Genomic DNA, 21,846 nt, shown 5'->3' with positions numbered 1-21,846 from the left:
GAGTCGAATTTCAAGCCTTTTATTTTCTGCTTTGCCTTTCCACTGTACAACTGAGGCATCAACGTCCGCTGTTGGCACACAGTTACCGTAGTGGAGAGCGAGGAGCGGACGTAAAACAACTGTAAAAAAATTATTTAACTCAGGCTGACATGTCAAGGCCGCTGCGAAAATGTCTCCCGCAGCGGCCTCTTTAGCATAACGTCATTGAGCGCATCATCTTTAATTATGGGTTTAACTCAAAATGTTCTCCATTTATTAATTTTCGCAATAAATCAAGTGCCTCAGATGAGTATTTTCCGACACCACTTTTCCCAGATTTAATGAAAACATGATAATTGTTGTCTGATGCTTTAATATTGAAGTCGGTTAGTTTTCTTAATTTCTCGAATTCTTGATTAACATAGTGCCACGATCCCATGTCGAGAATCCTTGCCAGATCAGATATTGTATATGGGAAACTAGCATTTAGTGCCTGCCCATTATTGAGTTCAGCGATACCATACATTTTTGCTAATGCATCATCATGCTCTGCAATATCGCGGAACATCTCAAAATCGTATGGAAGCTCTTGTTTAACAAGGGATTCTGATGCGAATGTGTACGTTCTGGCTAGAAATGCACGCACAAGTTTTGGATTAACACTAATTTCCGGTGTATTAGATGATAATGCATCAAAAATCCAACCAAAATCATTTGCGTATATCACCTTGATTCTAATGCTTTTATTCTCACCAACACCGATTAGCAATTCCTTCTGATGAGAACCAGTGGCCTCGCAGTCCTTACTGAAGGAGACAAGATAAATGTTTGGAATCAATGCATTATTGGGAGCGATGATTTCATCTATATCAGAGAGAATTGCCTTTATGTTTTCATCATTGATGCTGTACCCAAAGAAAAACAAAGGGTGTTCAGCAAAATATGTTAGCAACTTAGCACTGATATATTTCTTACGTTTATAGAAATCAACATAATCTTCATTTGTAATAACAATACTTTCAACCTCATGACTGCTACCATGAATTTTCATGATTTCGCCATAAGATGAATAATTCACTTTAACAACGTTATGACCAACTATTGCCTGATAATTGTCAAATATTTTTTCTAATGTGTCGTCATAATTTGTTGTAATTATTGCATGAGGTTTTACTTTCCTTAATTTCTGAACTTCCTCGGTATATTCCATGTTCGAGAAATCAACGGAGTTTGATAATTCATTCAGAATAGATGCAATTTCATGCTTAATATAAATATCTTTTGCCGTCGTTCCTTCAAAGTATGTCTCTGGATAGCGATCCTTGCCATCATCCCAAGCCCATTCAGCATAGAAGTCACAAAAATCGCTAGCAATCAATGGCTTGTTATCCCCCTTTGTTTGGCTGTAGTAACCATAGGGGCGTTTGATCAAGGGGCAGATTTCCGCTAGTTGCTTCAGTAGACCTTCCCAGTCAGGCGCTTTTATATATCGTTGTGAAATACCTGCACCCATGAATAAAATGGGTTGGACTTGTAAGCTTTCAAGGCAAGATTTAACATCTTCGATTATTTCTTCTTGATATTCCGTAAAGTCCATATAGTTACCTCAGGGATAGGTGATTGCTATGTGATGCACCGCGAAGCGGTTAGGGGCTTTGTGACACCCGAACTTTACCCCGGCTTCCCGGCGTTTCCTTTGTATATAATATCATTGAAGTTATTTGCGTTTCTCAGAAATCTTCTTAGGATGTGATTGCGATAGCTGCAACACAGCGCACACATCGCGGCTGATCAGTGAGTATGAAGTGGTTTACTTAATTTGGCCGCCTGAATAGAGAGACAAAATGTCTGCTTTTGGCACAAAGCTGCCTGTCAGCTGAGCTTAAGCTCTGTATCGTAAGAGCGCTAGCTCAGATCTGAGTTACAACACATAAATATTCACTAAAAGACTTCGGTTATTCTCTCATAATCATCTTTGCGACCACAGGCATATTCCCGTGAAGGATCCACTATTTCACCTCCTGCTGGGCGGCTGCGAGCACACTACGAACCGCGTCGAATGCTGGGGCTACAAATCCAACATCTTCGGTACAAACAGCGTCGAGGTTATTCAGCGTATCGCCCATGAATTCCATCGCGGCCAGTGATTTGAGCAGAGCGTCGCGGATAGAATCCGGAATTACCAGAGAGTTGCCTACCTGAAGCACGGCGGCGCGGCGAATATCAGTTTCCAGTTCCTTGGCCCAGTCCAGCCATTCATCAGGCAGCCCGCTTTTGCTGCTGGCTATGTGATTAGCGAGTTTGTATAAATCCTCGGTCTCTACCCGCGCTGGCTGCGCGTGGCGGTAGAGCGCGACATCTGCTGGCTCTGAGTTCTGCTCGCCCCACAGATGCGCTGTATCTCTACCCTGGTTGATATAGCCTATGTTTCGCTCATCGGTATAGGCTAGTGGGTCCCTGTCCTGCTCAGCCTTGCGGCGTTCCTGTAGCTCGCGCATTGCTGACGCTATATCAGCGTAATCTGTTAAAACAGAGTCGTCGCAAACTTCTGCGCGAGCGAGAATTTCAGCGATACGTTTTTCAGTTAAGTTTCTAGTCATTTGTTGGCCTCTGGCTTATCGACATAATGACCGCCTTCCCGCTGCTCAGCTCCTTCAAAGACAAAGCGCCATTTACGTTGTTTGCTCATTTGCCTGCTCCTGAGCTCTTACGATAACTAAATCTGTTGAGATCAAAATCAATGGTTGCTCGTTGGTCTCGAAACAACCCGAGACGCCCATAGCGGACGACTTTTCCGGAACGCGCCGCAGCACGAAAATGTTTTCCTACGGAATCACGACACATATGAAGTTCGGCGCAGGCCTCTTTCACCGTCAGGCGGCCTCTCGCCAGAGTCAGTTCGATAATTTTCTGAACGCTCGCCTGCTGTTGTTCGCGCGATTTGTTAGCCATAATCTCCTCACTTCACAACGCGCAAATGGTGCACATTTTTGCGGTGACTATCCCAGTCGAAATTGACCCAGATACCGCTATCCATCTGGAGACGGTCGAGGATCCGCGCGCCGAGGGTTTCCACCAGCGATTCATAATTCAGGTTGGTCAGGACCCCTACCGGGCGCATCGACGAAAGCCGGCGATCAATGACCTGGTTCAGAATGACTTTCTCATTCCGGCTATCGCGCTGAATGCCCACTTCGTCCAGCACCAGCAGATCAACCCGGCAAAGGTCGTCCAGTAGTTCCGCTTCCGATTTTCCCGTGTCGTAGCATTCCCGAACCCGCAGCATCAGGTCAGGTATCGTGACCACCAGAATGGTATGCCCGCGCTGCAGCAGATAATTTCCGATCGCCGCGGCCAGATGATTTTTCCCGGTACCCGGCTTGCCACTGAATACAAAACTGGTAAACCCGTCACCGAAGTTCTGCGCGTAGCTTTTTGCCAGCGTTAACGCCCGGCGCTGGCCATCGCCGTTCACCTGGTAATTTGCGAACGTGCAGCTGCGGTGCAGATCCTGAATACCCGCGCGCCCAAAAATTTTCTCAGCGCGAGTCTTCTGGTTTTCCCGCTCCAGTTCCTCGCAGCGCTTCCGCCCTTCGGACTCTTGCCAGGCGCGCCATTCTGCGACTGTGCCGAATTTTGGTTGCACACTCGCTGGAATAATTCGTTTCAGGCGCTCCAGCGCGCTGCCGGTACCAACAATGTTTTTCATCGCTACCCCTTGAATCCCGATGGGATGGTTTTGTCAGGCTCCGAAATCTGATTGGGATCTCGTGTGCCTGGCGCCTGCTGAATCGCCCACGGTTCGCTGAAATGCATACCGGGACCGAAAAACGTCTTCGCCTGTTTCACGTACTGCGTGTTCAGGTTTCCCTCAAATTTCACGAAAGCCGCGTAGCGCTCCACGCCTGAGTAAATTTCCTCAGCAGCTGTTCCATCCCTGATGCGGGCATTCCAGGCCTTGAACGCATCGGACTTACTGTTGCCCCCTGCCCGCTTTGGATAAATCGACCAGACCAACTCGAACTCATCCGGGTATGTTTTTTTCGGTTCTGGTTTATCGCCTTCGCTCTGACTCTGACCGCCTGGGGGTGTGGCGGAGCCATGCCCCGAACTATCGTCTTCCTGTTCCTGTTCCTGTTCCTGTTCCTGTTCCTGATTAGGGATAGACTTCCCGAAAGGCTTTCCCAAAGCCTTTCCAAACGCTTTCTCAAAGGCTGTTGAATAAGATCGTTTCTCAGGTTTATCTGATTCGGAATCAATTAGTTGCATATGATCATATAGCGTAGCTATTGCCTCATCCTTGAGGGTGCATTCTGGTATTAGATCAATCTCTTTTCCCCAGGAAATAACTACATTAGGGGACTCCGGGCGATTGTGTTTTATCGCGTTAGGAATCCACACAACACGAGATATAAAATCAGCTTTCACCATCCCTTGGTTAAAGGCTTCCTGAAAGGCTTTATCAAAGGCTTCAAGGGACCATCCCAATTCTTCGGCGATCGCTGCCCTTCCCGCGCGAAATAACCCAGGTATAGGACTCGTATTTACATTCGTTAATAAATACAGCCAGAGCCCTTGCCCGCAAGGCGGCAACGCAGACAGCGCGCGGAATTTACTATCCCCCCACATTTGAACTTCTATTTTTCGATATCTAGCCATAAACTACCCACTTAGCCCTTTTCATGAGCAAGACAAACCGTTTAAGAGATTTTCAAATGGAGTCATTTTCCTTTTCTCTTCCGCATCGCGATCAAATTGATATTTCTGTTGAAGGTAGCGAAATCATCATTTCTCAATGCAGTGTTCAGGGCGATGAATCTGATACGATTCGCTTTCATTTCAACGATGCCGAATCGTTAATATCAGCGCTCCAAATAGCCGCTGAAACTGCAAAATCCAACTAACGAAGTCACGAATTTAAACCCCGTTGAGTATTTAATCCGGGGCCTTATCATCACCGAGCACCCATCGCAAAGCCGCGGCGTAGTCGCCGGTGGCGTTTTGAAGGGTTTGGGTGATTTCCTTACGGGATTTAAGTCGCGGCTTTGTATCGCCGAGGACAGCGCGCTGACGGCGTGCTTTCTCGTGGCCAGTTACACCCTCTGCGGCTGCCTCTAACTGCTTGACTGTCTCACGTTGTTTATCCGGAGGCATATCAACGAGCTGGCGGGCTTGTGTGACCGTAACTTTCCCGGACTCAACAGCAGTTTGAACAGCCTGCGTCGCATCCAGGAGCGCCACGGTAGCCTGGACAGTTTTAACGCTACAGCCGAAAAGAAGAGCAACATCACTTTCGTCATGCCCGTAATCCATCTGCTGAACCATTTTTTTAGCCCGTCCCAGTGGCGTATCTGGTTGCGTTATCTCGTTTTCGCTGACCATGTATTTGGCCATTTGAATAGCTGACCCGCGCTTAGCAATGCCCGGGATCGGCCAGGGCTCTAGCCCTTCCCGCTTACGCCTGGCATTTGCCTCTGTGGCGTTCTTCACGCGCTGCCGACCGGCCACCACACACGTTTTTCCAGACTCTGGGTCCTTCCACACGATAATCGGCTCGATTACACCAAGTTCCATGATGTTGAGGATCACCGATTCGCTCAGCGGCAGGTGTACACGCTCGTCGTATAGCGGGTGTGATGTATCGGTAACCAGGTGAAGACTTTCCGGATCGAAAAAAAGCACGTTGCTTTTACCGTTGGCGCCGTAAGCGTCGATCGAATTTTTAGCCATTGGCACCCCCGTTATTGATATTGGTTAGTTTCGTGTTCATAATTGCCCCTGTGAATTGATCCAGTCATTTCGCATAGAAAGTCGGTACTGTTAGCGCAGTCCGGCTTTCGCCTTTTTTGGCTTTCGCATCACATGCCCCCCAACATCGAAGTGACCATGCTCATCAGCACGCCTGCCTGCTCTGGCATTAGCCGGAACAACGAAGTAATCCCTTCACTGACCTCTTTTAATTTCTGGTGCTCAGGCGCGTTCAACATCACGGCCTGCTTTGCTTCAGCGCACTCCTTGATAGCTGAAGCCAGACGCGACAAAGCATCGTCCTGCGGCATCAGTCGATTACGGAATTCGAGGGGAAGAACGGCTAAGATCGCCGGGGTTAATTGCCTGATATTTTCTCGGGCATATTCCGTTTCGCCATCGAGCCAGCGGAACAACTTCTGACGTCTGCGACTCAGTTCCTTAGGGAAATCTAGCCCGGTACCGCCCTGCCTTTCCCATTCCTCAATGACCAGTGCAGCGACTACATCCTGGTTATCCAGCGACGCTGACCAAGCTCGGATAACCGCACGGATTTGATCATGAGTAACATGGCCGCCGGACTGATTGCGGTTTATCAGCCTGGGACTACCGGCTCCGGTATTCTGTTGGAAGTGAAGCGAATGCATGCGCTACCCCCGACCCTGATCTTGATCAGCGTTATGCGTTTCGACCGAGGGAACAAATTCCGGCCAAATACTTCGCCATTCATCTGGAAAACAATCAGCTCGGGTAACTCGCCCATCTGTTAGTTGCTCAATAAGAATGGCGCGAGCGGGTGAAATAGCTGCGTTACCCGAGGCCATTTGCGATAAGTAAGAGGTTGAAACTTCAAGCTTTACAGCTAAAGCTTTTGCGTTTCCTCTTTTCATGCTGAGATAGTCTTTGAGTTGCATACATGCTCCTTCGTAAATGTAGCTTGAGTTTATAAATTACTAAACCTAAAAGTCAAGTATTTGCTTGTTTATAAATTACTAATCAAAATGCGCATATGACGACATCAGATATCAGACGAAAACGGCTTAAAGAGTGGTTCTCAGAAAAGTCGTTACCAGAGAAAGAGAAGAGCTATTTATCGCAACTGATAAATGGGCGGAGTTCTTTTGGTGAAAGGGCTGCAAGGCGTCTAGAAAAAGACTATGGCATGCCTGCCGGCTATCTTGACGCTGATGATGAGAACTCAGCTGCAAAACTTGCTGCTTTAGAACTAAGTACAGAAGAAGAAGAACTCATAAAGTACTTTCGCGGATTTCCTGATTCGGCAAAGCGGGAAGCACTCAAAGATTTTGAATCTAAATACAACAAATTTAACGAGCTTTTCAAAGAGTTACTCGCTTCAAGAAAGTGATTTTAATAGCTATCAAATATCTAAACCGCCAATATGGCGGTTTTTTTTCGCCACCAACTCTGTTCTTTCCCTCTAAAAATCTAATCCCAGCAAAAGTTTAGCATTTACTTCACCAAAAAGTTTACTTATCGCTTTACAAAAAGGTTTAGTAATGGTTAAACTCATTTCATCAACAACGCGCTGCGTTGCTCCGATAAAAAACGTTCGGCTACCCGGCCTTAAGGGACAGAAAAACTAATCAGCAGGCTTTGCAATGCGGTGAATGCGGCTATGCGCACGCGGCTCAGTTATAGCGGTACCGCCTTGTTTCCCGGGTGGGGTGGAAAAGAAGCAGCCGGCAGTAGTTGTTAACTGGCTACCGTCACCGGGAGGCACCCGGCGCCGCATTGCAAAGCCTGATTAATGGTTAGTCAGCAAGCACCGTTTGCCGCGTTAAGGCAGGAGCTGAAATGAGTAAAAACGGCATTCGCTCTATGGTCATTTCGGTAGTTATCGGCCTTCTGTTTTGGGCCGCCACTTACAAACCAATGGTAGGGGTAATTTCATGGTTGATTATGCTCGCCAGCCCGCTCGTCAGCAGGCTGTTCGCCTGACGCAAAGCGAGGCTTTTGCTCGCAGGGTTTGTTATCTGATCGCAAAAACAGGCTCTTTTTTCCGCCACCTTTTCTGCCGTCTGGTTGCGCTGTTCGCGCAAAAAGGTGATCCGTCATGAGCACGATGTTCGCGCTGATGCTCACCGTTGGCATGTTAACTGGCGGAAATCAGGATGTTTTGCTCGGTGTTTACGACAGCGAGAAGGATTGTAAAGACGCAGCCGTTGAGCAAGGCGTTCACGGTGATTGTTATCCACTGAAGGGCGTTTTAGAAGAGCACCCCGCCGCATTTACGGCGCAAATGTAGGAGGCACGATGCAAAAGAAATGCGCGTACTGCCGCATGCCGATCGAGGAAGGCACTGAAGTAAACATGACCATCCTCATCATTCACGGCTCGCAGCTGGCGCCACGAGAAAGAACGTATTGCTCTAAGAAGTGCGGTCAGTACGACCAGATGGCCAACGAGGCATAACGTAAAACCCGCCGAAGCGGGCTGTACGTCCGGTGACACCGACCAAAGTTCCACCGGAAATTACCAAAAACCAATGAACACACAATGGGCGCTATCAATGGCCCGTGGATTCTAACATCCAAAATCGAGGCAACGACATGGAATTTTTTAATCTGATAAGGGCCACTCAAAAATCAGGTAAGCCAGACGGCGTTATCTGGCGCACCGCGAAATCTGAAGCTCGCGCTAACCTGCAGCTCGAAGTAGACCTGGAAGATGCGGGAATCGAAACGGGCCGTGGTCATGACTACAATAAGCCGATCCGCACCGATTTCCCGGTATTTAACGACCTGCCGGCTGAAGGCGTGCTCGATTTCGGATGGTGCAACCGTTACGAACTCGCAGACGACCAGCGCACCTGGCAGTTGAAGGCGGGCGCAGTTCCTGCCGACGAATTCCACCAGGAAGAAGAGAGCCAGGACAACGGGGCTGTCATCGTGGATGGTGTCGACACGTCGACAGGTGAAATTCTGATTGGTCAGTCCAGCGCCGGTAATGCCGATATCACTGAAGACGACGATCAAAATACACTTTATCCGGTCGTGAAACTTCGCAGACCACAACTCATTATCTCTCAGTTCATTAGCAACGCTGTTGCTCACCATGTCACTCAGAGGCAGCGTATCCAAATCGGCGCGCTGGAAATGGATACTGACAACCACTACATCCAGAATCTGTTGCTGGCGACACGAAGCATTCCTGAGATCGACGAACTCACGACAGCCAATCTCTGGAAATTAACCGACGCTGTTAAAAAGGTATTTCCCGAAGACAAGCGGACTGAGCTCGGTTTGCTGCTTAATTTCCTGAAAGTCTGGATGGAAACCCCGCATATTGACCGTGGCATTTTGGTCAAAGAGTGGGCCGGTGGGAATCGGATTTCAGGGATTCAAAAACAAGAGACACAAACTACTACTGAATCCCCACGCTACAAACGTGCTGTAACTCAGAGCATGGCGAATCTTGGCATTGAGATCGCCATTGCTCAACTTTATCCCGATGCCGAACCGGGCAAAATTAGCCGCCCCCAGCTCATTGGAGCGAAGGACCTGGTAGACCGGAAAGAGGATATTCACGTAAAAGCGCTGAAGATCCTCGGCAAAACCACCGACATTCTCGACTACGACGCTCACAGCATTTTCGGTGTCACCCGAGCCATTAAATGGAACAGTGAGGAAGATACCTCAGAACTGCGGGCGATGGTTCGCAACTGGTTTACCGAAAATGGCATCTATGAGAATGGTGAACCCTCTAAAGGTTATCCGGAATGGGATGATGCCCCCCGAGGAACCGCCCATTCAAGAGCAGAAACACAGACCTTCGATGATGTTGATAAACAGCCGACCACAGAGCACGGTGAGTTTGGCGAGGTCTTTAGCGACCCGACGGATCCAAATGTGGTCGCTGCAGAGCTGGAGAAAACAGAACAACCGCAAGTCGCCAATCTCGGCGCTGGCATGTTCTCCATCGAAGGCCTGATGGCCTCTCCTGCCCCAACAAACGCCAAAGAAGAGGCCACCAGCAATGTGCAGATGGAAGCGGCTAAGCCGGTCAAAATCGAAGTTGAAAATGCGATATCAGCAGGCGAAAGCGTTGATGCAGTTGATCCGCAAACAGATGCCGTAACCCCGGCGGAAGCACAGCCTGAACTCAGCGCGACCGCTGAAGAGTTAAAGGTGGAGTGGCCTGAGTTTTTCGAACCGGGGCGCTATGAAGGCCTGCCGAATGAGGTTTATCACGCAGCCAACGGTACCAGCTCCACGATGGTCAAGGATGCTCGAGTATCCCTGATGTATTTCGACGCACGCCACGTATCTAAAACCATTCAGAAAGTGCGCTCCCCGGTATTGGATATGGGCAACCTTGTGCATGCACTGGCGCTGCAGCCTGACGACATGGACAAAGAGTTCAGCGTCGAGCCCGTAATCCCCGAAGGTGCATTCACCACCACCGCAACGATCCGCTCCTTTATCGATGAGTACAACGCTACCCTGCCGGCACTGTTGAGCAGTGACGATATCAAAGCATTGCTGGATGCACATAACGCCACCCTGCCCGCGCCGTTCCCGCTTGGGGCATCCGTTGACGAATCCTATGCGTCATATGAGCAACTACCGGAAGAGTTCCAGCGCATCGAGAATGGGACTAAGCATACTGCTACGGCAATGAAGGCCTGCATCAAAGAATACAACGCCACCCTGCCCGCGCCGGTTAAAACCAGCGGCAGCCGCGACGCATTGCTGGAACAGCTGGCAATCATTAATCCTGACCTGGTCGCACAGGAAGCCCAGAAGCCGCAGCCGCTGAAAGTCTCCGGCACCAAAACGGATCTCATTCAGATTGTGAAATCCGTTAATGCTGATGCGGTATTCGCCGACGAATTGCTGGATGCCTGGCGCGAGAACCCGGAAGGAAAAGTGCTGGTTACCCGTCAGCAGCTAAGCACTGCGCTGGCCATTCAGAAAGCACTGTTGAATCATCCGACCGCCGGCAAGTTGCTGACACACCCGAGCCGCGCCGTCGAGGTGAGCTATTTCGGTATTGATGAAGAGACTGGCCTGGAAATCCGCGTGCGCCCTGACCTTGAGATCGACATGGGAGGCCTGCGCATTGGTGCAGACCTGAAGACCATCAGCATGTGGAATATCAAACAGGAAGGCCTGCGCGCCAAACTGCACCGGGAAATCATCGAGCGCGACTACCACCTGAGCGCAGCAATGTACTGCGAAACCGCAGCCCTCGATCAGTTTTTCTGGATTTTCGTCAACAAAGACGAGAACTACCACTGGATCGCCATCATCGAGGCATCCGAAGAGCTGCTGGAACTCGGCATGCTGGAATATCGCAAAGCGATGCGCGCCATAGCTCACGGTTTCGACACAGGCGAGTGGCCGGCGCCAATTACCGAAGACTACGCCGAAGAGCTCAACGATTTTGATGTGCGCCGTCTCGAAGCGCTGCGCGTACAGGCTTAAGGGGGAAATAACTATGTCCAATTTGATGACTACGACTGACAACCAGACCCAGAAAATCGACAACATTTCTATTCTGACGAATGGCGAATTATTCAACCGCCTCCTGAAAATATCTGAGGTGATGGCAAACAGCGGTAATTTCGTTCCTGAACATTACCGCGGCAAGCCTGATTCCTGCATGGCAGTCGTTATGCAGGCTGCGCGCTGGGGAATGGATCCTTTCGCTGTAGCGCAAAAGACTTTCATCGTTGGTAACTCCGGTGTGCTTGGTTATGAAGCGCAACTGGTTAATGCAGTGATCAACACCATGGCTCCGACAAAAGACCGTATTCACTTTGAATGGTTTGGCGCATGGGAAAATATCGTCGGACGCTTCGTCGAGAAGACAAGCAGCCAGAACAAGAAGTACATCGCTCCGGGCTGGAATTTGAAAGATGAAGCTGGCGTGGGCGTTCGCGCCTGGGCAACCCTCAAAGGGGAATCAGAACCTCGCGAGCTTGTCCTGATGCTTTCGCAGGCACAAGTTCGCAATTCTACTCTGTGGGCGACTGACCCCCGCCAGCAACTGGCCTATCTCGCCGTTAAACGTTGGGCGCGACTGTACTGCCCAGATGTGATCCTCGGGGTCTATACCGCCGACGAAATTGACGAGCGCGAAGAGAAGGTAATAAACCCCACTCAGGCTGAAAAAATCACGCTGAATGAGATCACCAGCACGGTAGGTGCTACGGCCAGTACTCAGGAGTCGGGAACTAACGTTGATACTGCTGCCGACGAAATACGCGATCGTATTGATGCAGCAAGCTCCGTTGATCAGGCCAAAGCTATCCGTGCAGATATCGAGTCACAGAAAACCTTGCTTGGTACTGCTCTGTTCACTGAATTGAAAAATAAGGCAGTGAAGCGCTACTACCAGGTCGATGCTCGCAACAAGATTGAAGCCGCGATTAATTCCGTTCCTAACCCCGGCGAACCGGAGGCGGAAGAGTTGTTTGTTAAAGCGGAAGGCACACTCGCCGCCGCGAAACGCCATCTCGGTGATGAACTGTATGACCAGTTCCGCATCACTCTGGACGACATGAAACCGGAATACGTGGGCTAAGGGAGGCGGGAGGGTTCGCCCTCCCGGTAACGTAATGTTAAGAGAAAAGTCTATCAAACATCCGGCCATCCGTTACCACGGCGGTAAATTTCGTCTGGCGCCGTGGATTATCGAACAGATGCCGGAGCATGTCTGTTATGTCGAACCGTTCGGCGGCGCAGCTGGCGTATTGCTTCAGAAACCGCGTAGCTATTCCGAGGTTTACAACGATCTCGATGGCGAGGTGGTGAACCTGTTTCGTGTACTGCGTGACTCGGAACTGAATCAACGCCTGCAGGATGCTTGCTGCCTAACGCCCTACTCACGCGATGAGTTCTGCGATGCATGGGAACCAACTTCTGACCCGGTTGAACGTTCCCGCCGCATGGTAGTTCGCTCTTGCATGGGCTTTGGCACTGCTGCTGCGGCTGGCGGAAACTCCGGTTTTAGAAGTGACAGCAAGCGCAAATACGCAACTGCAGCGCATCTGTGGGAGCGCTACCCGGCGAATCTCGCTGCTGTTTGTCAGCGCCTGCAGGGCGTCATCATCGAGAACAAAGACGCCCTTTCGATTATGCGTACCCATGATGCTGAAACAACCCTGTACTACATCGATCCGCCGTATCTGCCGGAAACTCGGGTACAGAGAAACCGTTACTACGCCCATGAAATGACGCAAGAAGGCCATGAGCAGTTACTGGCCGTAGCCGGCACTTTGCAGGGAATGGTGATGATCAGCGGTTATGACAGCGAACTCTATAACGACATGCTGGCCAGTTGGAAAAAGGTCACCAGATCATCTCGCATAAGCACCGGTCGAGGGACGGCCATTCGCACTGAATGCCTTTGGCTTAACCTGGCAGTGCAGCAGAAAAAGGAGCATGCAGCATGAGCCTCAAACATCGATTACCCGAACTCGAAGCCAGCATTGACCCCGCGGCGTTACGCGCAGCAGCTGATGAGTATTCCGATCTGCTGCTAACTCTCTGCCTGTGCATGAAGATGGCCGGCCCCACTCGGGCGAATGTGCGCGCCTGCGCCACTGAACTGAAGAGGCGCCTGACGACCTGGCATAGCCAGAGGGAGCTCAGCGCGATTCTTTCCAGTTGGGATCCGGTTGGTTATGTGCTTGGCATGCGGCGAGAGGCGAACGACAACGCACACGCCGCAGGCGATCCCGTTGACGTCTTTGTGTGAGGTGTGTATGCGACTGATAAACCGAAGCAAGCAGTCTCCGCTAGGGCGCCAGGCATGTGACGCGGCACTGGCCAAGCATGTTGAGCTCTACGGCGAGTACGGGCGCCAGAAAATGAAGCGGACCTACACCGTTATCGTTCAGGGTTCGAAAATTACGGTCGAGGTCGTGAACCGACATTGCAGCTACGTGGCCACGGCCATGAACTGCGCCCGGCGGCTCCGGAATTTACCCGGCCAGGTTTCCTGATATCGATTTATCAATTTATTAGTCCGGCCTGGTTTACTTTAGAGGCCGGTAATGAGGTAAACATGGCCCTTATTACTTTAAAAGAATGGAACGATCGGCAGCCGCGGCCGCGCAGCCTTGAAACCGTTCGCCGTTGGGTTAGAGAAAGCAAAATTTATCCGGCCCCGAAGAAAGATGGTGTGGAGTATTTGTTTCAGGAAACAGCCGTTAAGGTTGAATCGGCTCAATCATCAACCTGTGGCCTTTTACGGAGAATGACTAGTGGGAAGAAGAAGAAACCATGAGAGGCGCGATTTGCCTCCTAACCTCTATGTCAGAAATGAAGGCTATTACAGCTATCGCGACCCCCGAAACGGAAAGGAGTATGGTCTGGGCAGGAATCGACGACTTGCCGTCAGTGAGGCAATACAGGCAAATATCGAGTTGCTCGGGGATACTGGCCATATCCCTCTCAGCGCGCGGATAAGCCAGGTGGATTCCGTTACTTTTCATTCATGGCTGGAGCGTTACGAAAAGATCCTCCAGGCTCGGGGGCTGAAGCCAAAAACACTCATCGACTACGCGAGCAAACTAAGGTCTATAAAGGAAAGAATGCAGGACAACCCAATCGCGGAAATAACCACCAGGCAAATAGCCATGATCCTCAACGATTACGCAGCTGAAGGAAAGAACGCAATGGCAAAGCTGATTAGGTCGACGTTAAGCGATATTTTTAGGGAGGCTATATCGGAGGGTCATATCACGGTTAACCCCGTCACGGCAACGAGAACCGCTAAATTCGAGGTAAAACGCACCAGATTGATGCTGGACGAATACCGGGCAATTTACCAGGCAGCAGAGGCGCTTTCTCCGTGGGTAAATCTGGCGATGGATCTGGCTGTACTTACCGGGCAGCGCATCAGTGATTTATGCGCAATGAGCTGGGAGGATGTGCGGGAGGGGTATCTTTACGTAGAGCAGAAAAAAACCGGGGCCAAACTAGCCATACCTGTAGCATTGAGGCTTGATGAGTTGGATGTGTCTCTCGAAGGAATTCTGGCGAAATGCCGCAATCTGTCCGGCGGGGAAAACATTATTTCATCGACTGCAGGTAAGGCATTATCACCCGCAACAGTATCGGGTAATTTCAGGAAAGCGCGCGAGCTGTCCGGGCTTAGTTTCTCTGGCGAGCCGCCGAGCTTTCATGAGCTACGAAGTCTGTCAGCACGATTGTACGATAAACAGGCTGGAGAGGACTTTGCGCAGCATCTTCTGGGGCATAAGTCGGGTGTCATGACAGCAAAATATCGCGATGACAGGGGAAGGGAGTGGGATAAGATCGAAATATAGTTATGAGTTTGTTTTGAATGATTTTGAATTGACCAATTTAACCAATTGATTCTAAAGAAGAAAATTATATATGCACTTTAGATACAAAAGAGTATTAACTTTCAGGGTTTTTATGCATTAGAATCGTTGGGTTTTGTCATTCATGCTCAGGTATGTGTATATGTCAGTAATTAATCAGGGGATTGCTCAGTGGCGCGGCTAAACAAAATCGCGATTTCGCTCTGCGCATTACTGTTTACATCTATCTCATTTACACCACTGGCGCATGCTTCAGGGCATACGCACGCCTCCGCCACGCCGAAAGCGCATCAGGCAAAGGGCACCACCGAACGCAAGAAAAAAGCCTCCACTCAGAAAACAAAATCCAGCGTCAAAACCTCCAGCAAGAAAGCATCGACCTCTTCCCGCACCAAACACCCTACCCGCACCACCGCTTCGAGCCAGACGGCATTAAACCGTCAGGCCGCCGGTGGAACGAAAAAGTGCGTGTTGCGCAAAGGCTATAAAAAACAGTGCGCGACCTCGGCTAAATCTACTATCGAGCCGACGCGGGCGATGGCCAGCGTGAAGCAGAAGTGCGTCGTGCGTAAAGGCTATAAAAAGCGCTGCAAGCCGGTTGCCGAGGAAGAAGTGCCGCTGACGCTGGCCGATGCGCATAAGGTACGGGTGCAAAAAGCGCAGAGCACCGCGATGTCGAAGCTGATGGACCAAATTGGCAAGCCCTATCGCTGGGGCGGCACCTCGCCGCGCACCGGCTTTGACTGCAGCGGGCTAGTTTATTACGCCTATAAAGACCTGGTGAAGATTCATATCCCGCGCACGGCGAACGAAATGTACCACCTGCGCGATGCTCGCCCCGTCGATCGCGGCGAGCTGCAGAGCGGCGATCTGGTCTTCTTCCGCACCCGCGGTCGCGGCACGGCGGATCATGTCGGCGTTTACGTCGGCAACGGCAAATTTATCCAGTCGCCGCGTACCGGACGCGATATTCAGATTACCTCGTTAAGCGAAGATTACTGGGTTCGCCACTACGTTGGCGCCCGCCGCGTGATGACGCCTAAAACAATCCGCTGATGACCCCCTGCCGCGCCTGCGGCAGGTTAACTCTCTCTTTTGCCACATCTTTTAATTTGCTACTATCTCCCTGTGTACTACATGGTTATTGCACGCATTAATATAATAAGGAGAGTAGCAATGTCGTTCGAATTACCTGCATTACCATATGCGAAAGACGCCCTGGCGCCGCACATTTCCGCTGAAACCCTGGAATACCATTACGGTAAGCATCACCAGGCCTACGTCACTAACCTCAACAACCTGATCAAGGGCACCGCTTTTGAAGGCCAGTCTTTGGAAGAGATCGTTCGTTCTTCCGAAGGCGGCGTCTTTAACAACGCGGCCCAGGTCTGGAACCACACGTTCTACTGGAACTGTCTGGCGCCGAATGCCGGCGGTGAGCCGGAAGGCGAACTGGCGGCAGCCATCGCTAAATCCTTCGGCAGCTTCGCTGATTTTAAAGCGCAGTTCACCGATGCGGCGGCGAAAAACTTCGGCGCAGGCTGGACGTGGCTGGTGAAAAATGCCGACGGCAGCCTGGCAATTGTCTCCACCAGCAACGCCGGCACGCCGCTCACCGGCAGCGCTAAACCGCTGCTGACCGTGGATGTCTGGGAACACGCTTATTACATTGACTACCGTAACGCCCGTCCGAACTATCTGGAGCACTTCTGGGCGCTGGTAAACTGGAAGTTTGTCGCGGCTAATCTGGCGGCATAAAACTGCACCGCAGAAGGGGAAACCCTTCTGCGGTGATTATTAGCGGCTGGCTAAGGCCTCTTGCGGCCGTCCGCGACCGCTGAACAGCACCAGCATCAGCGCCACGCCGGCGATGATTGCCCCCATCACCGGAACAAATGCGTAGCCCAGCCCGCCGGAAATCACCGCCCCCCCGGCCGCCGCGCCCAGCGCATTGCCGAGGTTAAACGCCCCGATATTCACCGAAGAAGAGAGCCCCGGCGCTTCGTGAGCCACGCGCATTACGCGCATCTGCAGAGGCGGCACCACGGCGAACGTCGCCGCGCCCCACACCACCATGCTGATGGCCGCGCCGACCTGCGACTGCGCCAGCAGCGGGATCGCCAGCATGATAACCATCAGCAGCAGTAAAAAGCCCTTCAGCGTGCCGGAAACCGAGCGGTCGGCAAATTTTCCGCCCAGATAGTTGCCCAGAGAGAAGCCGACGCCAATCAGCACCAGCATCGCGGTGACGAACAGCGGCGAAGCGTGGGTAATGGTATGCAGCACCGGCGAAATATAGGTATAGAGGGTGAACATCGCCCCGGCCCCGAGCACGGTGGTCAGCAGCGCGGAGAGCACCTGCGGCCGCATCAATACCGCCAGCTCCTCCTTCACGTTCGGCCGCTCCCCTGCGCTGCCTTTTGGCAGCGAGAACCACAGGCTGACCATCGCCACCAGGCCAAGACCCGCCGTGGCGAGGAAGGACATGCGCCAGCCGATGGTCTCACCGAGCCAGGTCGCCGCCGGAACGCCGCCAATATTGGCGATGGTCAGCCCCATAAACATGGTGGCTACCGCGCTGGCCTGCTTGTGCTTAGGAACCACGCTCGCGGCCACTACCGACCCGAGGCCGAAGAAGGCGCCGTGGTTCAGGCTGGTGATAATGCGCGAGAGCAGCAGCGTGGTGTAATCCGGCGCCATTGACGAGAGGACGTTGCCAAGGGTAAAAATAGCCATCAGGAAAATCAGCGCGCTACGGCGCGCGCGGTGCGACAGCAGCAGCGTCATCAGCGGCGCCCCGACCATCACGCCGATGGCATAGGCGCTGATCAGCATCCCCGCGGCGGGAATGGATACATCCACGCCTTTGGCGATAACCGGCAGTAATCCCATCGGGGAAAATTCGGTCGTACCAATACCAAACGCCCCAATGGCCAGCGCTAACAGGGGAAAGTTGATCTTCATGCAATGACTCCAGCAGACCGTCCTCAGCGACGGTATCTCATCAGAAGCCAAAAGCATGACATCAATCACAGAAAAACAAAAGTAAACGAAATGGCAAAAGATTTTTGCGAATTTGATAATAATGCGCGGAAATAAGGGGAAAGGAGCCTCTCCCCCGAAAAAATTAGTGCAGTACGGCGGTCAGCGCTGCGGCCACGATCAGGCCCAGAACAATAATCGTCGTGGTCAGCGAAAACTTTAAATCTGTATCCATCAATTTTCCCCCTGATTATCCCCACAAGAAAAGTGAGCCTGCTCATTTTTGCACAATATTGTATAAAAATCTTCTGAGATTTAGGGTGATGCACATTTTTACTCTTCCCCTTTGCCGCAAGATCGGACAAAATCCCACGCTAATTTGAAAGCGTATCGGCCATTGACCCCTTCCTGTCGTTCTGTGTCGTTTCCCGACGTAATGCAATGTTGAACATTGTACTCAGGGTGTGTATAGGCAAACGTTTCCGTATCGATAATCAGACGATCAGGTCAAGGTCTGGAGAGAGAAGTAATGGCAACAATTAAAGATGTAGCGAAGCGCGCAAACGTTTCCACTACAACAGTTTCACATGTAATTAACAAAACCCGCTTTGTCGCTGAAGAGACGCGCAACGCGGTATGGGCTGCCATCAAAGAGCTGCACTACTCTCCGAGTGCGGTGGCGCGCAGCCTGAAGGTTAATCACACCAAATCGATCGGTCTGCTGGCTACCAGCAGCGAAGCGGCCTATTTCGCCGAGATTATCGAGTCCGTTGAGAAGAGCTGCTTCCAGAAGGGATACACCTTAATTCTGGGCAACGCCTGGAACGATCCGGAAAAGCAGCAGGCCTACCTGTCAATGATGGCACAAAAGCGCGTCGACGGCCTGCTGGTGATGTGCTCCGAATATCCGCAGTCGGTGCTCTCGATGCTCGAAGAGTACCGCAACATCCCGATGGTGGTGATGGACTGGGGTGAGTCCAAGGCCGACTTTACCGATTCGGTTATCGATAACGCCTTTGAAGGCGGCTATATGGCCGGTCGCTACCTCGTTGAGCGCGGCCATCGTGAAATCGGCGTGATCCCGGGTCCGCTGGAGCGCAACACCGGCGCCGGGCGTCTGGCCGGTTTTATGAAAGCGATGGAAGAAGCGCAGATTAACGTCCCGGAAAGCTGGGTGGTTCAGGGCGACTTCGAGCCGGAGTCCGGCTACCGCGCCATGCAGCAGATCCTCAGCCAGCAGCATCGTCCGACCGCCATCTTCTGCGGCGGCGATATCATGGCAATGGGGGCGATTTGCGCCGCCGACGAAATGGGCCTGCGCGTTCCGCAGGATATTTCGCTGATTGGCTATGACAACGTGCGCAACGCCCGCTACTTTAGCCCGGCGCTGACCACCATTCATCAGCCAAAGGACTCTCTCGGCGAAGCCGCCTTCAATATGCTGATGGACCGCATCGTTAACAAGCGCGAAGAATCGCAGTCTATCGAAGTTCACCCGCGGCTGGTCGAGCGCCGCTCGGTGATCGACGGCCCGTTCGTCGACTACCGCCGCTAATCCTGCCGGGCGTCGGCTATTCCGGCGCCCGCAGCCACTCCCGATTTAACGTTTCGCTGTCGCCAAGGTAGTCCAGCAGCCATGAGAGCGCTGGCGAGATATCGCTCTGCTGCCAGGTCAGGCAGCAGGCGGCGTCCGGGAACGGATTTTCCAGCGCCAGCGCCGTCCACTCGCCGCTGTCGATCCACGGACGGGCGAAGTGCGACGGCACCATGCCGATGCAGAGCCCGGCCGACAGGCAGGTTGCCGAGGCGTCCCAGTCCGGCACTACCACCCTCTTCTGATTATCCAGCAGCCACGTCGTGCGCTTCGGCAGCGATCGTGAAGTATCCTCCCTGACCAGCGACGGCCAGTTGCGCAACGTGTCATCGCTCAGCGGGCCGCTCATTTTCGCCAGCGGATGGTGGCTGGCGACGACGCAGTGCCAGCTCAGCATGCCCATATCGCGAAAGGCGTAGCGTCCGCCGACCGGAATCGAGCGGGTCGCGCCGATGGCCAGCTCCACGCGGCCGTCGGCCAGCGCGTCCCAGACGCCGTTAAACACCTCCTGGAAAACAATCAGTTCGACGTCCGGAAAGTGGCGATAAAAATCGACAATCATCTGCCGCATCCGCGCCGGCTTAACGATATCGTCAACCGCAATTGAGAGCTGCCCGCGCCAGCCGTTGGCGATCTGCTGGCACTGGCGGCGGGTGATCTGCATTTTTTTGATAACAGAACGCCCTTCCTGTAAAAACCACACCCCGGCAGGGGTGAGCTCCACGTCGCGATGGCGGCGCTCAAAGAGCGGAACGGCCAGCCACTCTTCGAGCTGACGCACGGTGTAGCTGACCGCCGAGGGTACACGATGCAGCTCCTGAGCCGCTGCGCTAAAGCTGCCGTTGCGCGCAACCGCATCAACCACTTCAAGGGAGTATTCGGACCACATATTCTGCCTGCAAATTTTTTGAACGCATGTAACAAATATTAGCGTTTCACAAGCCAGAATGCACTCCCTACACTCTGCGGCATCTTACCTGCATCAGAAAAAAGAGAACTTTATGCAACAACCTGGGAAAGGATTTTTGGTTTGGCTGGCGGGCCTCAGCGTGCTCGGCTTCCTGGCAACTGATATGTATCTGCCGGCGTTTTCGGCTATCCAACAGGATCTCAATACTTCGGCGGCCTCGGTCAGCGCCAGCCTGAGCGTGTTTCTCGCCGGTTTCGCCCTTGGCCAGCTGTTCTGGGGCCCGGTATCCGATCGCTATGGGCGTAAGCCGGTGCTGCTCAGCGGCCTGGCGATCTTCGCCGTCGGCTGCCTTGGCATGCTGTGGGTCGAGGACGCGACCCTGATGCTGGCGCTGCGATTTGTGCAGGCCATCGGCGTCTGCGCGGCGGCGGTCACCTGGCAGGCGATGGTCACCGACTATTATCCTGCCCAGCGCACCAACCGCATATTCGCCACCATCATGCCGCTGGTGGGCCTCTCCCCGGCACTGGCGCCGCTGCTCGGCAGCTGGCTGCTCGCCCATTTCGACTGGCAGGCTATCTTCGCTACCCTGTTTATCATCACTCTGCTGCTGATGTTGCCTGCATTACGCCTCAAGCCGGTGAGCAGACCCGATAGCAGCACGCAGAAAAAGCTCACCTTCCTGGCGCTGCTGCGCTCGCGCGAATACAGCGGCAACGTGCTGATCTACGCCGCCTGCTCCGCCAGCTTTTTCGCCTGGCTGACCGGTTCGCCGTTTATTCTGCACGACATGGGCTACGGGCCAACCGCCATCGGCCTGAGCTACGTGCCGCAGACTATCGCTTTTTTAATCGGCGGATACGGCTGTCGTGCGGCGCTGCAGAAATGGCAGGGACAGCTGCTGCTGCCGTGGCTGCTGGTCGTTTTTGCGATCAGCGTTGCCGCCACCTGGCTGGTGGGCCTGCAGCAGGATGTCTCCATCGTCGCGCTGATGGCCCCCTTCTGCGTGATGGCTATCGTTAACGGCGCCATTTACCCGATTGTCGTCGCCCAGGCGCTGCGGCCGTTCCCTCAGGCGACGGGTCGCGCCGCGGCGCTGCAGAATACCCTGCAGCTCGGACTGTGCTTCCTGACCAGCCTGCTGGTGTCAACGCTGATTGCCACCCCGCTGCTCACCACCACCAGCGTGATGCTGGCCTCCATCGTGCTGGCCGGACTGGGATATGCGATGCAGCTGCGGAGCGCCCGTCTCAGCACCCAGTCGTCACATGCATAGAATGGTTTCAGCGATGTTAAGGTCCAGTAATTAGCCTG

At 52.6% G+C, this 21,846-nt stretch carries 27 protein-coding genes; 16 read left to right on the top strand and 11 right to left on the bottom strand.

Annotated elements, in window-relative coordinates:
* Positions 1 to 223: 223 nt before the first annotated feature.
* From GVK32_RS14340 to GVK32_RS14320, 5 genes are all read right to left on the bottom strand, one after another.
* A complete protein-coding gene (locus tag GVK32_RS14340; protein WP_159870769.1) occupies positions 224 to 1,576 on the bottom strand; it encodes an SIR2 family protein in 1,353 nt (450 codons plus the stop codon).
* A gap of 412 nt (positions 1,577 to 1,988) precedes the next feature.
* Positions 1,989 to 2,579 carry a hypothetical protein gene (locus tag GVK32_RS29140; RefSeq protein ID WP_227697866.1) on the bottom strand — a complete coding sequence of 197 codons (591 nt, stop codon included), beginning with the start codon at positions 2,577 to 2,579 and terminating at the stop codon, positions 1,989 to 1,991.
* Between the two features lie 85 nt (positions 2,580 to 2,664).
* Positions 2,665 to 2,931, bottom strand: coding sequence for a DUF977 family protein (locus GVK32_RS14330; RefSeq protein ID WP_132509886.1), 267 nt, complete (start codon positions 2,929 to 2,931; stop codon positions 2,665 to 2,667).
* A 7-nt stretch (positions 2,932 to 2,938) separates the two neighbouring features.
* The gene (locus tag GVK32_RS14325; protein WP_132509884.1) at positions 2,939 to 3,688 is read right to left on the bottom strand and encodes an ATP-binding protein; all 750 of its coding nucleotides are present in this window, start codon (positions 3,686 to 3,688) and stop codon (positions 2,939 to 2,941) included.
* Positions 3,689 to 3,690: 2 nt separating this feature from the next.
* Positions 3,691 to 4,638 (bottom strand): hypothetical protein, encoded by a 948-nt coding sequence (locus GVK32_RS14320; protein ID WP_227697865.1) that lies wholly within the window; start codon positions 4,636 to 4,638, stop codon positions 3,691 to 3,693.
* Between the two features lie 23 nt (positions 4,639 to 4,661).
* On the opposite strand from GVK32_RS14320, the gene GVK32_RS14315 reads away from it, so the two are divergent.
* Positions 4,662 to 4,883, top strand: a complete 222-nt coding sequence (locus GVK32_RS14315) for a hypothetical protein (protein WP_132509881.1) — start codon at positions 4,662 to 4,664, stop codon at positions 4,881 to 4,883.
* A gap of 31 nt (positions 4,884 to 4,914) precedes the next feature.
* Here GVK32_RS14315 and GVK32_RS14310 read toward each other — a convergent pair whose 3' ends face one another.
* From GVK32_RS14310 to GVK32_RS14300, 3 genes are all read right to left on the bottom strand, one after another.
* The gene (locus GVK32_RS14310; RefSeq protein ID WP_132509879.1) at positions 4,915 to 5,709 is read right to left on the bottom strand and encodes a ParB/RepB/Spo0J family partition protein; all 795 of its coding nucleotides are present in this window, start codon (positions 5,707 to 5,709) and stop codon (positions 4,915 to 4,917) included.
* 128 nt (positions 5,710 to 5,837) lie between these two features.
* Positions 5,838 to 6,374: a toxin YdaT domain-containing protein gene (locus GVK32_RS14305; protein WP_132509877.1), complete on the bottom strand. Its 537-nt coding sequence runs from the start codon at positions 6,372 to 6,374 to the stop codon at positions 5,838 to 5,840.
* Between the two features lie 3 nt (positions 6,375 to 6,377).
* Positions 6,378 to 6,641, bottom strand: a complete 264-nt coding sequence (locus tag GVK32_RS14300; protein ID WP_132509875.1) for a YdaS family helix-turn-helix protein — start codon at positions 6,639 to 6,641, stop codon at positions 6,378 to 6,380.
* 95 nt (positions 6,642 to 6,736) lie between these two features.
* Here GVK32_RS14300 and GVK32_RS29135 point away from each other — a divergent pair, with 95 nt between their 5' ends.
* From GVK32_RS29135 to sodB, 13 genes are all read left to right on the top strand, one after another.
* A complete protein-coding gene (locus GVK32_RS29135) occupies positions 6,737 to 7,093 on the top strand; it encodes a hypothetical protein (RefSeq protein ID WP_227697864.1) in 357 nt (118 codons plus the stop codon).
* Positions 7,094 to 7,542: 449 nt separating this feature from the next.
* Complete coding sequence (locus GVK32_RS28895; RefSeq protein ID WP_167690986.1) at positions 7,543 to 7,686, top strand: hypothetical protein; 144 nt, start codon at positions 7,543 to 7,545, stop codon at positions 7,684 to 7,686.
* A 115-nt stretch (positions 7,687 to 7,801) separates the two neighbouring features.
* Positions 7,802 to 7,993 (top strand): DUF1482 family protein, encoded by a 192-nt coding sequence (locus tag GVK32_RS14290; RefSeq protein ID WP_143716458.1) that lies wholly within the window; start codon positions 7,802 to 7,804, stop codon positions 7,991 to 7,993.
* 8 nt (positions 7,994 to 8,001) lie between these two features.
* Positions 8,002 to 8,160 (top strand): YdaE family protein, encoded by a 159-nt coding sequence (locus tag GVK32_RS14285; RefSeq protein WP_143716457.1) that lies wholly within the window; start codon positions 8,002 to 8,004, stop codon positions 8,158 to 8,160.
* Positions 8,161 to 8,297: 137 nt separating this feature from the next.
* Complete coding sequence (locus tag GVK32_RS14280; protein WP_159870766.1) at positions 8,298 to 11,174, top strand: RecE family exodeoxyribonuclease; 2,877 nt, start codon at positions 8,298 to 8,300, stop codon at positions 11,172 to 11,174.
* A gap of 13 nt (positions 11,175 to 11,187) precedes the next feature.
* Positions 11,188 to 12,276, top strand: coding sequence for a RecT family recombinase (locus GVK32_RS14275; protein ID WP_159870763.1), 1,089 nt, complete (start codon positions 11,188 to 11,190; stop codon positions 12,274 to 12,276).
* Between the two features lie 34 nt (positions 12,277 to 12,310).
* Positions 12,311 to 13,147, top strand: a complete 837-nt coding sequence (locus GVK32_RS14270) for a DNA adenine methylase (RefSeq protein WP_159870760.1) — start codon at positions 12,311 to 12,313, stop codon at positions 13,145 to 13,147.
* Complete coding sequence (locus tag GVK32_RS14265; RefSeq protein WP_143716453.1) at positions 13,144 to 13,452, top strand: hypothetical protein; 309 nt, start codon at positions 13,144 to 13,146, stop codon at positions 13,450 to 13,452. Before GVK32_RS14270 ends, GVK32_RS14265 begins: the two co-directional genes overlap by 4 nt.
* A gap of 7 nt (positions 13,453 to 13,459) precedes the next feature.
* Entirely contained in the window at positions 13,460 to 13,699 is a 240-nt protein-coding gene (locus GVK32_RS14260; RefSeq protein WP_041145912.1) for a DUF4060 family protein, read from the top strand.
* Positions 13,630 to 13,983, top strand: a complete 354-nt coding sequence (locus GVK32_RS29130) for an excisionase (RefSeq protein WP_227697863.1) — start codon at positions 13,630 to 13,632, stop codon at positions 13,981 to 13,983. The genes GVK32_RS14260 and GVK32_RS29130 overlap by 70 nt, the downstream gene beginning before the upstream one ends.
* On the top strand, positions 13,961 to 15,028 hold the full coding sequence (locus GVK32_RS14250) for a tyrosine-type recombinase/integrase (protein WP_159870757.1): 1,068 nt from the start codon (positions 13,961 to 13,963) through the stop codon (positions 15,026 to 15,028). Before GVK32_RS29130 ends, GVK32_RS14250 begins: the two co-directional genes overlap by 23 nt.
* A 189-nt stretch (positions 15,029 to 15,217) precedes the next feature.
* Positions 15,218 to 16,102, top strand: coding sequence for a C40 family peptidase (locus GVK32_RS14245; RefSeq protein WP_159870755.1), 885 nt, complete (start codon positions 15,218 to 15,220; stop codon positions 16,100 to 16,102).
* A 120-nt stretch (positions 16,103 to 16,222) separates the two neighbouring features.
* Positions 16,223 to 16,804, top strand: coding sequence for a superoxide dismutase [Fe] (gene sodB, locus GVK32_RS14240; protein ID WP_041145915.1), 582 nt, complete (start codon positions 16,223 to 16,225; stop codon positions 16,802 to 16,804).
* 39 nt (positions 16,805 to 16,843) lie between these two features.
* Here the strand turns inward: sodB and GVK32_RS14235 are convergent, their stop codons facing one another.
* Both GVK32_RS14235 and GVK32_RS14230 read right to left on the bottom strand, forming a co-directional pair.
* Positions 16,844 to 18,010: an MFS transporter gene (locus GVK32_RS14235; RefSeq protein WP_133599513.1), complete on the bottom strand. Its 1,167-nt coding sequence runs from the start codon at positions 18,008 to 18,010 to the stop codon at positions 16,844 to 16,846.
* 163 nt (positions 18,011 to 18,173) lie between these two features.
* Entirely contained in the window at positions 18,174 to 18,263 is a 90-nt protein-coding gene (locus GVK32_RS14230) for a YnhF family membrane protein (protein WP_041145917.1), read from the bottom strand.
* A gap of 294 nt (positions 18,264 to 18,557) precedes the next feature.
* On the opposite strand from GVK32_RS14230, the gene purR reads away from it, so the two are divergent.
* The gene (purR, locus tag GVK32_RS14225) at positions 18,558 to 19,583 is read left to right on the top strand and encodes an HTH-type transcriptional repressor PurR (protein ID WP_041145918.1); all 1,026 of its coding nucleotides are present in this window, start codon (positions 18,558 to 18,560) and stop codon (positions 19,581 to 19,583) included.
* 16 nt (positions 19,584 to 19,599) lie between these two features.
* Here purR and punR read toward each other — a convergent pair whose 3' ends face one another.
* Positions 19,600 to 20,511: a DNA-binding transcriptional activator PunR gene (punR, locus tag GVK32_RS14220; protein WP_159870753.1), complete on the bottom strand. Its 912-nt coding sequence runs from the start codon at positions 20,509 to 20,511 to the stop codon at positions 19,600 to 19,602.
* A gap of 112 nt (positions 20,512 to 20,623) precedes the next feature.
* On the opposite strand from punR, the gene punC reads away from it, so the two are divergent.
* Entirely contained in the window at positions 20,624 to 21,808 is a 1,185-nt protein-coding gene (punC, locus tag GVK32_RS14215) for a purine nucleoside transporter PunC (protein WP_159870751.1), read from the top strand.
* Positions 21,809 to 21,846: the final 38 nt, after the last annotated feature.

Origin of the sequence: Klebsiella sp. 18074 (assembly GCF_902705905.1) — a bacterium.
Classification (GTDB): Bacteria; Pseudomonadota; Gammaproteobacteria; order Enterobacterales; family Enterobacteriaceae; genus Klebsiella; species Klebsiella terrigena.
The sequence above is the reverse complement of the archived record's forward strand: the minus strand, read 5'-3'. Positions and strand labels throughout refer to the sequence as shown.

Coding starts and splice junctions, on each gene's coding strand:
- punC (WP_159870751.1), top strand. CDS start 20,624: ATGCAACAACCTGGGAAAGGATTTTTGGTTTGGCTGGCGGGCCTCAGC.
- GVK32_RS14320 (WP_227697865.1), bottom strand. CDS start 4,638: ATGGCTAGATATCGAAAAATAGAAGTTCAAATGTGGGGGGATAGTAAA.
- purR (WP_041145918.1), top strand. CDS start 18,558: ATGGCAACAATTAAAGATGTAGCGAAGCGCGCAAACGTTTCCACTACA.
- GVK32_RS14325 (WP_132509884.1), bottom strand. CDS start 3,688: ATGAAAAACATTGTTGGTACCGGCAGCGCGCTGGAGCGCCTGAAACGA.
- GVK32_RS14260 (WP_041145912.1), top strand. CDS start 13,460: ATGCGACTGATAAACCGAAGCAAGCAGTCTCCGCTAGGGCGCCAGGCA.
- GVK32_RS14315 (WP_132509881.1), top strand. CDS start 4,662: ATGAGCAAGACAAACCGTTTAAGAGATTTTCAAATGGAGTCATTTTCC.
- GVK32_RS14270 (WP_159870760.1), top strand. CDS start 12,311: ATGTTAAGAGAAAAGTCTATCAAACATCCGGCCATCCGTTACCACGGC.
- GVK32_RS14230 (WP_041145917.1), bottom strand. CDS start 18,263: ATGGATACAGATTTAAAGTTTTCGCTGACCACGACGATTATTGTTCTG.
- GVK32_RS29135 (WP_227697864.1), top strand. CDS start 6,737: ATGACGACATCAGATATCAGACGAAAACGGCTTAAAGAGTGGTTCTCA.
- GVK32_RS14285 (WP_143716457.1), top strand. CDS start 8,002: ATGCAAAAGAAATGCGCGTACTGCCGCATGCCGATCGAGGAAGGCACT.
- GVK32_RS14275 (WP_159870763.1), top strand. CDS start 11,188: ATGTCCAATTTGATGACTACGACTGACAACCAGACCCAGAAAATCGAC.
- GVK32_RS14300 (WP_132509875.1), bottom strand. CDS start 6,641: ATGCAACTCAAAGACTATCTCAGCATGAAAAGAGGAAACGCAAAAGCT.
- GVK32_RS14330 (WP_132509886.1), bottom strand. CDS start 2,931: ATGGCTAACAAATCGCGCGAACAACAGCAGGCGAGCGTTCAGAAAATT.
- GVK32_RS29140 (WP_227697866.1), bottom strand. CDS start 2,579: ATGACTAGAAACTTAACTGAAAAACGTATCGCTGAAATTCTCGCTCGC.
- GVK32_RS14310 (WP_132509879.1), bottom strand. CDS start 5,709: ATGGCTAAAAATTCGATCGACGCTTACGGCGCCAACGGTAAAAGCAAC.
- punR (WP_159870753.1), bottom strand. CDS start 20,511: ATGTGGTCCGAATACTCCCTTGAAGTGGTTGATGCGGTTGCGCGCAAC.
- GVK32_RS14235 (WP_133599513.1), bottom strand. CDS start 18,010: ATGAAGATCAACTTTCCCCTGTTAGCGCTGGCCATTGGGGCGTTTGGT.
- GVK32_RS14265 (WP_143716453.1), top strand. CDS start 13,144: ATGAGCCTCAAACATCGATTACCCGAACTCGAAGCCAGCATTGACCCC.
- GVK32_RS14340 (WP_159870769.1), bottom strand. CDS start 1,576: ATGGACTTTACGGAATATCAAGAAGAAATAATCGAAGATGTTAAATCT.
- GVK32_RS14290 (WP_143716458.1), top strand. CDS start 7,802: ATGAGCACGATGTTCGCGCTGATGCTCACCGTTGGCATGTTAACTGGC.
- GVK32_RS28895 (WP_167690986.1), top strand. CDS start 7,543: ATGAGTAAAAACGGCATTCGCTCTATGGTCATTTCGGTAGTTATCGGC.
- GVK32_RS14305 (WP_132509877.1), bottom strand. CDS start 6,374: ATGCATTCGCTTCACTTCCAACAGAATACCGGAGCCGGTAGTCCCAGG.
- sodB (WP_041145915.1), top strand. CDS start 16,223: ATGTCGTTCGAATTACCTGCATTACCATATGCGAAAGACGCCCTGGCG.
- GVK32_RS14280 (WP_159870766.1), top strand. CDS start 8,298: ATGGAATTTTTTAATCTGATAAGGGCCACTCAAAAATCAGGTAAGCCA.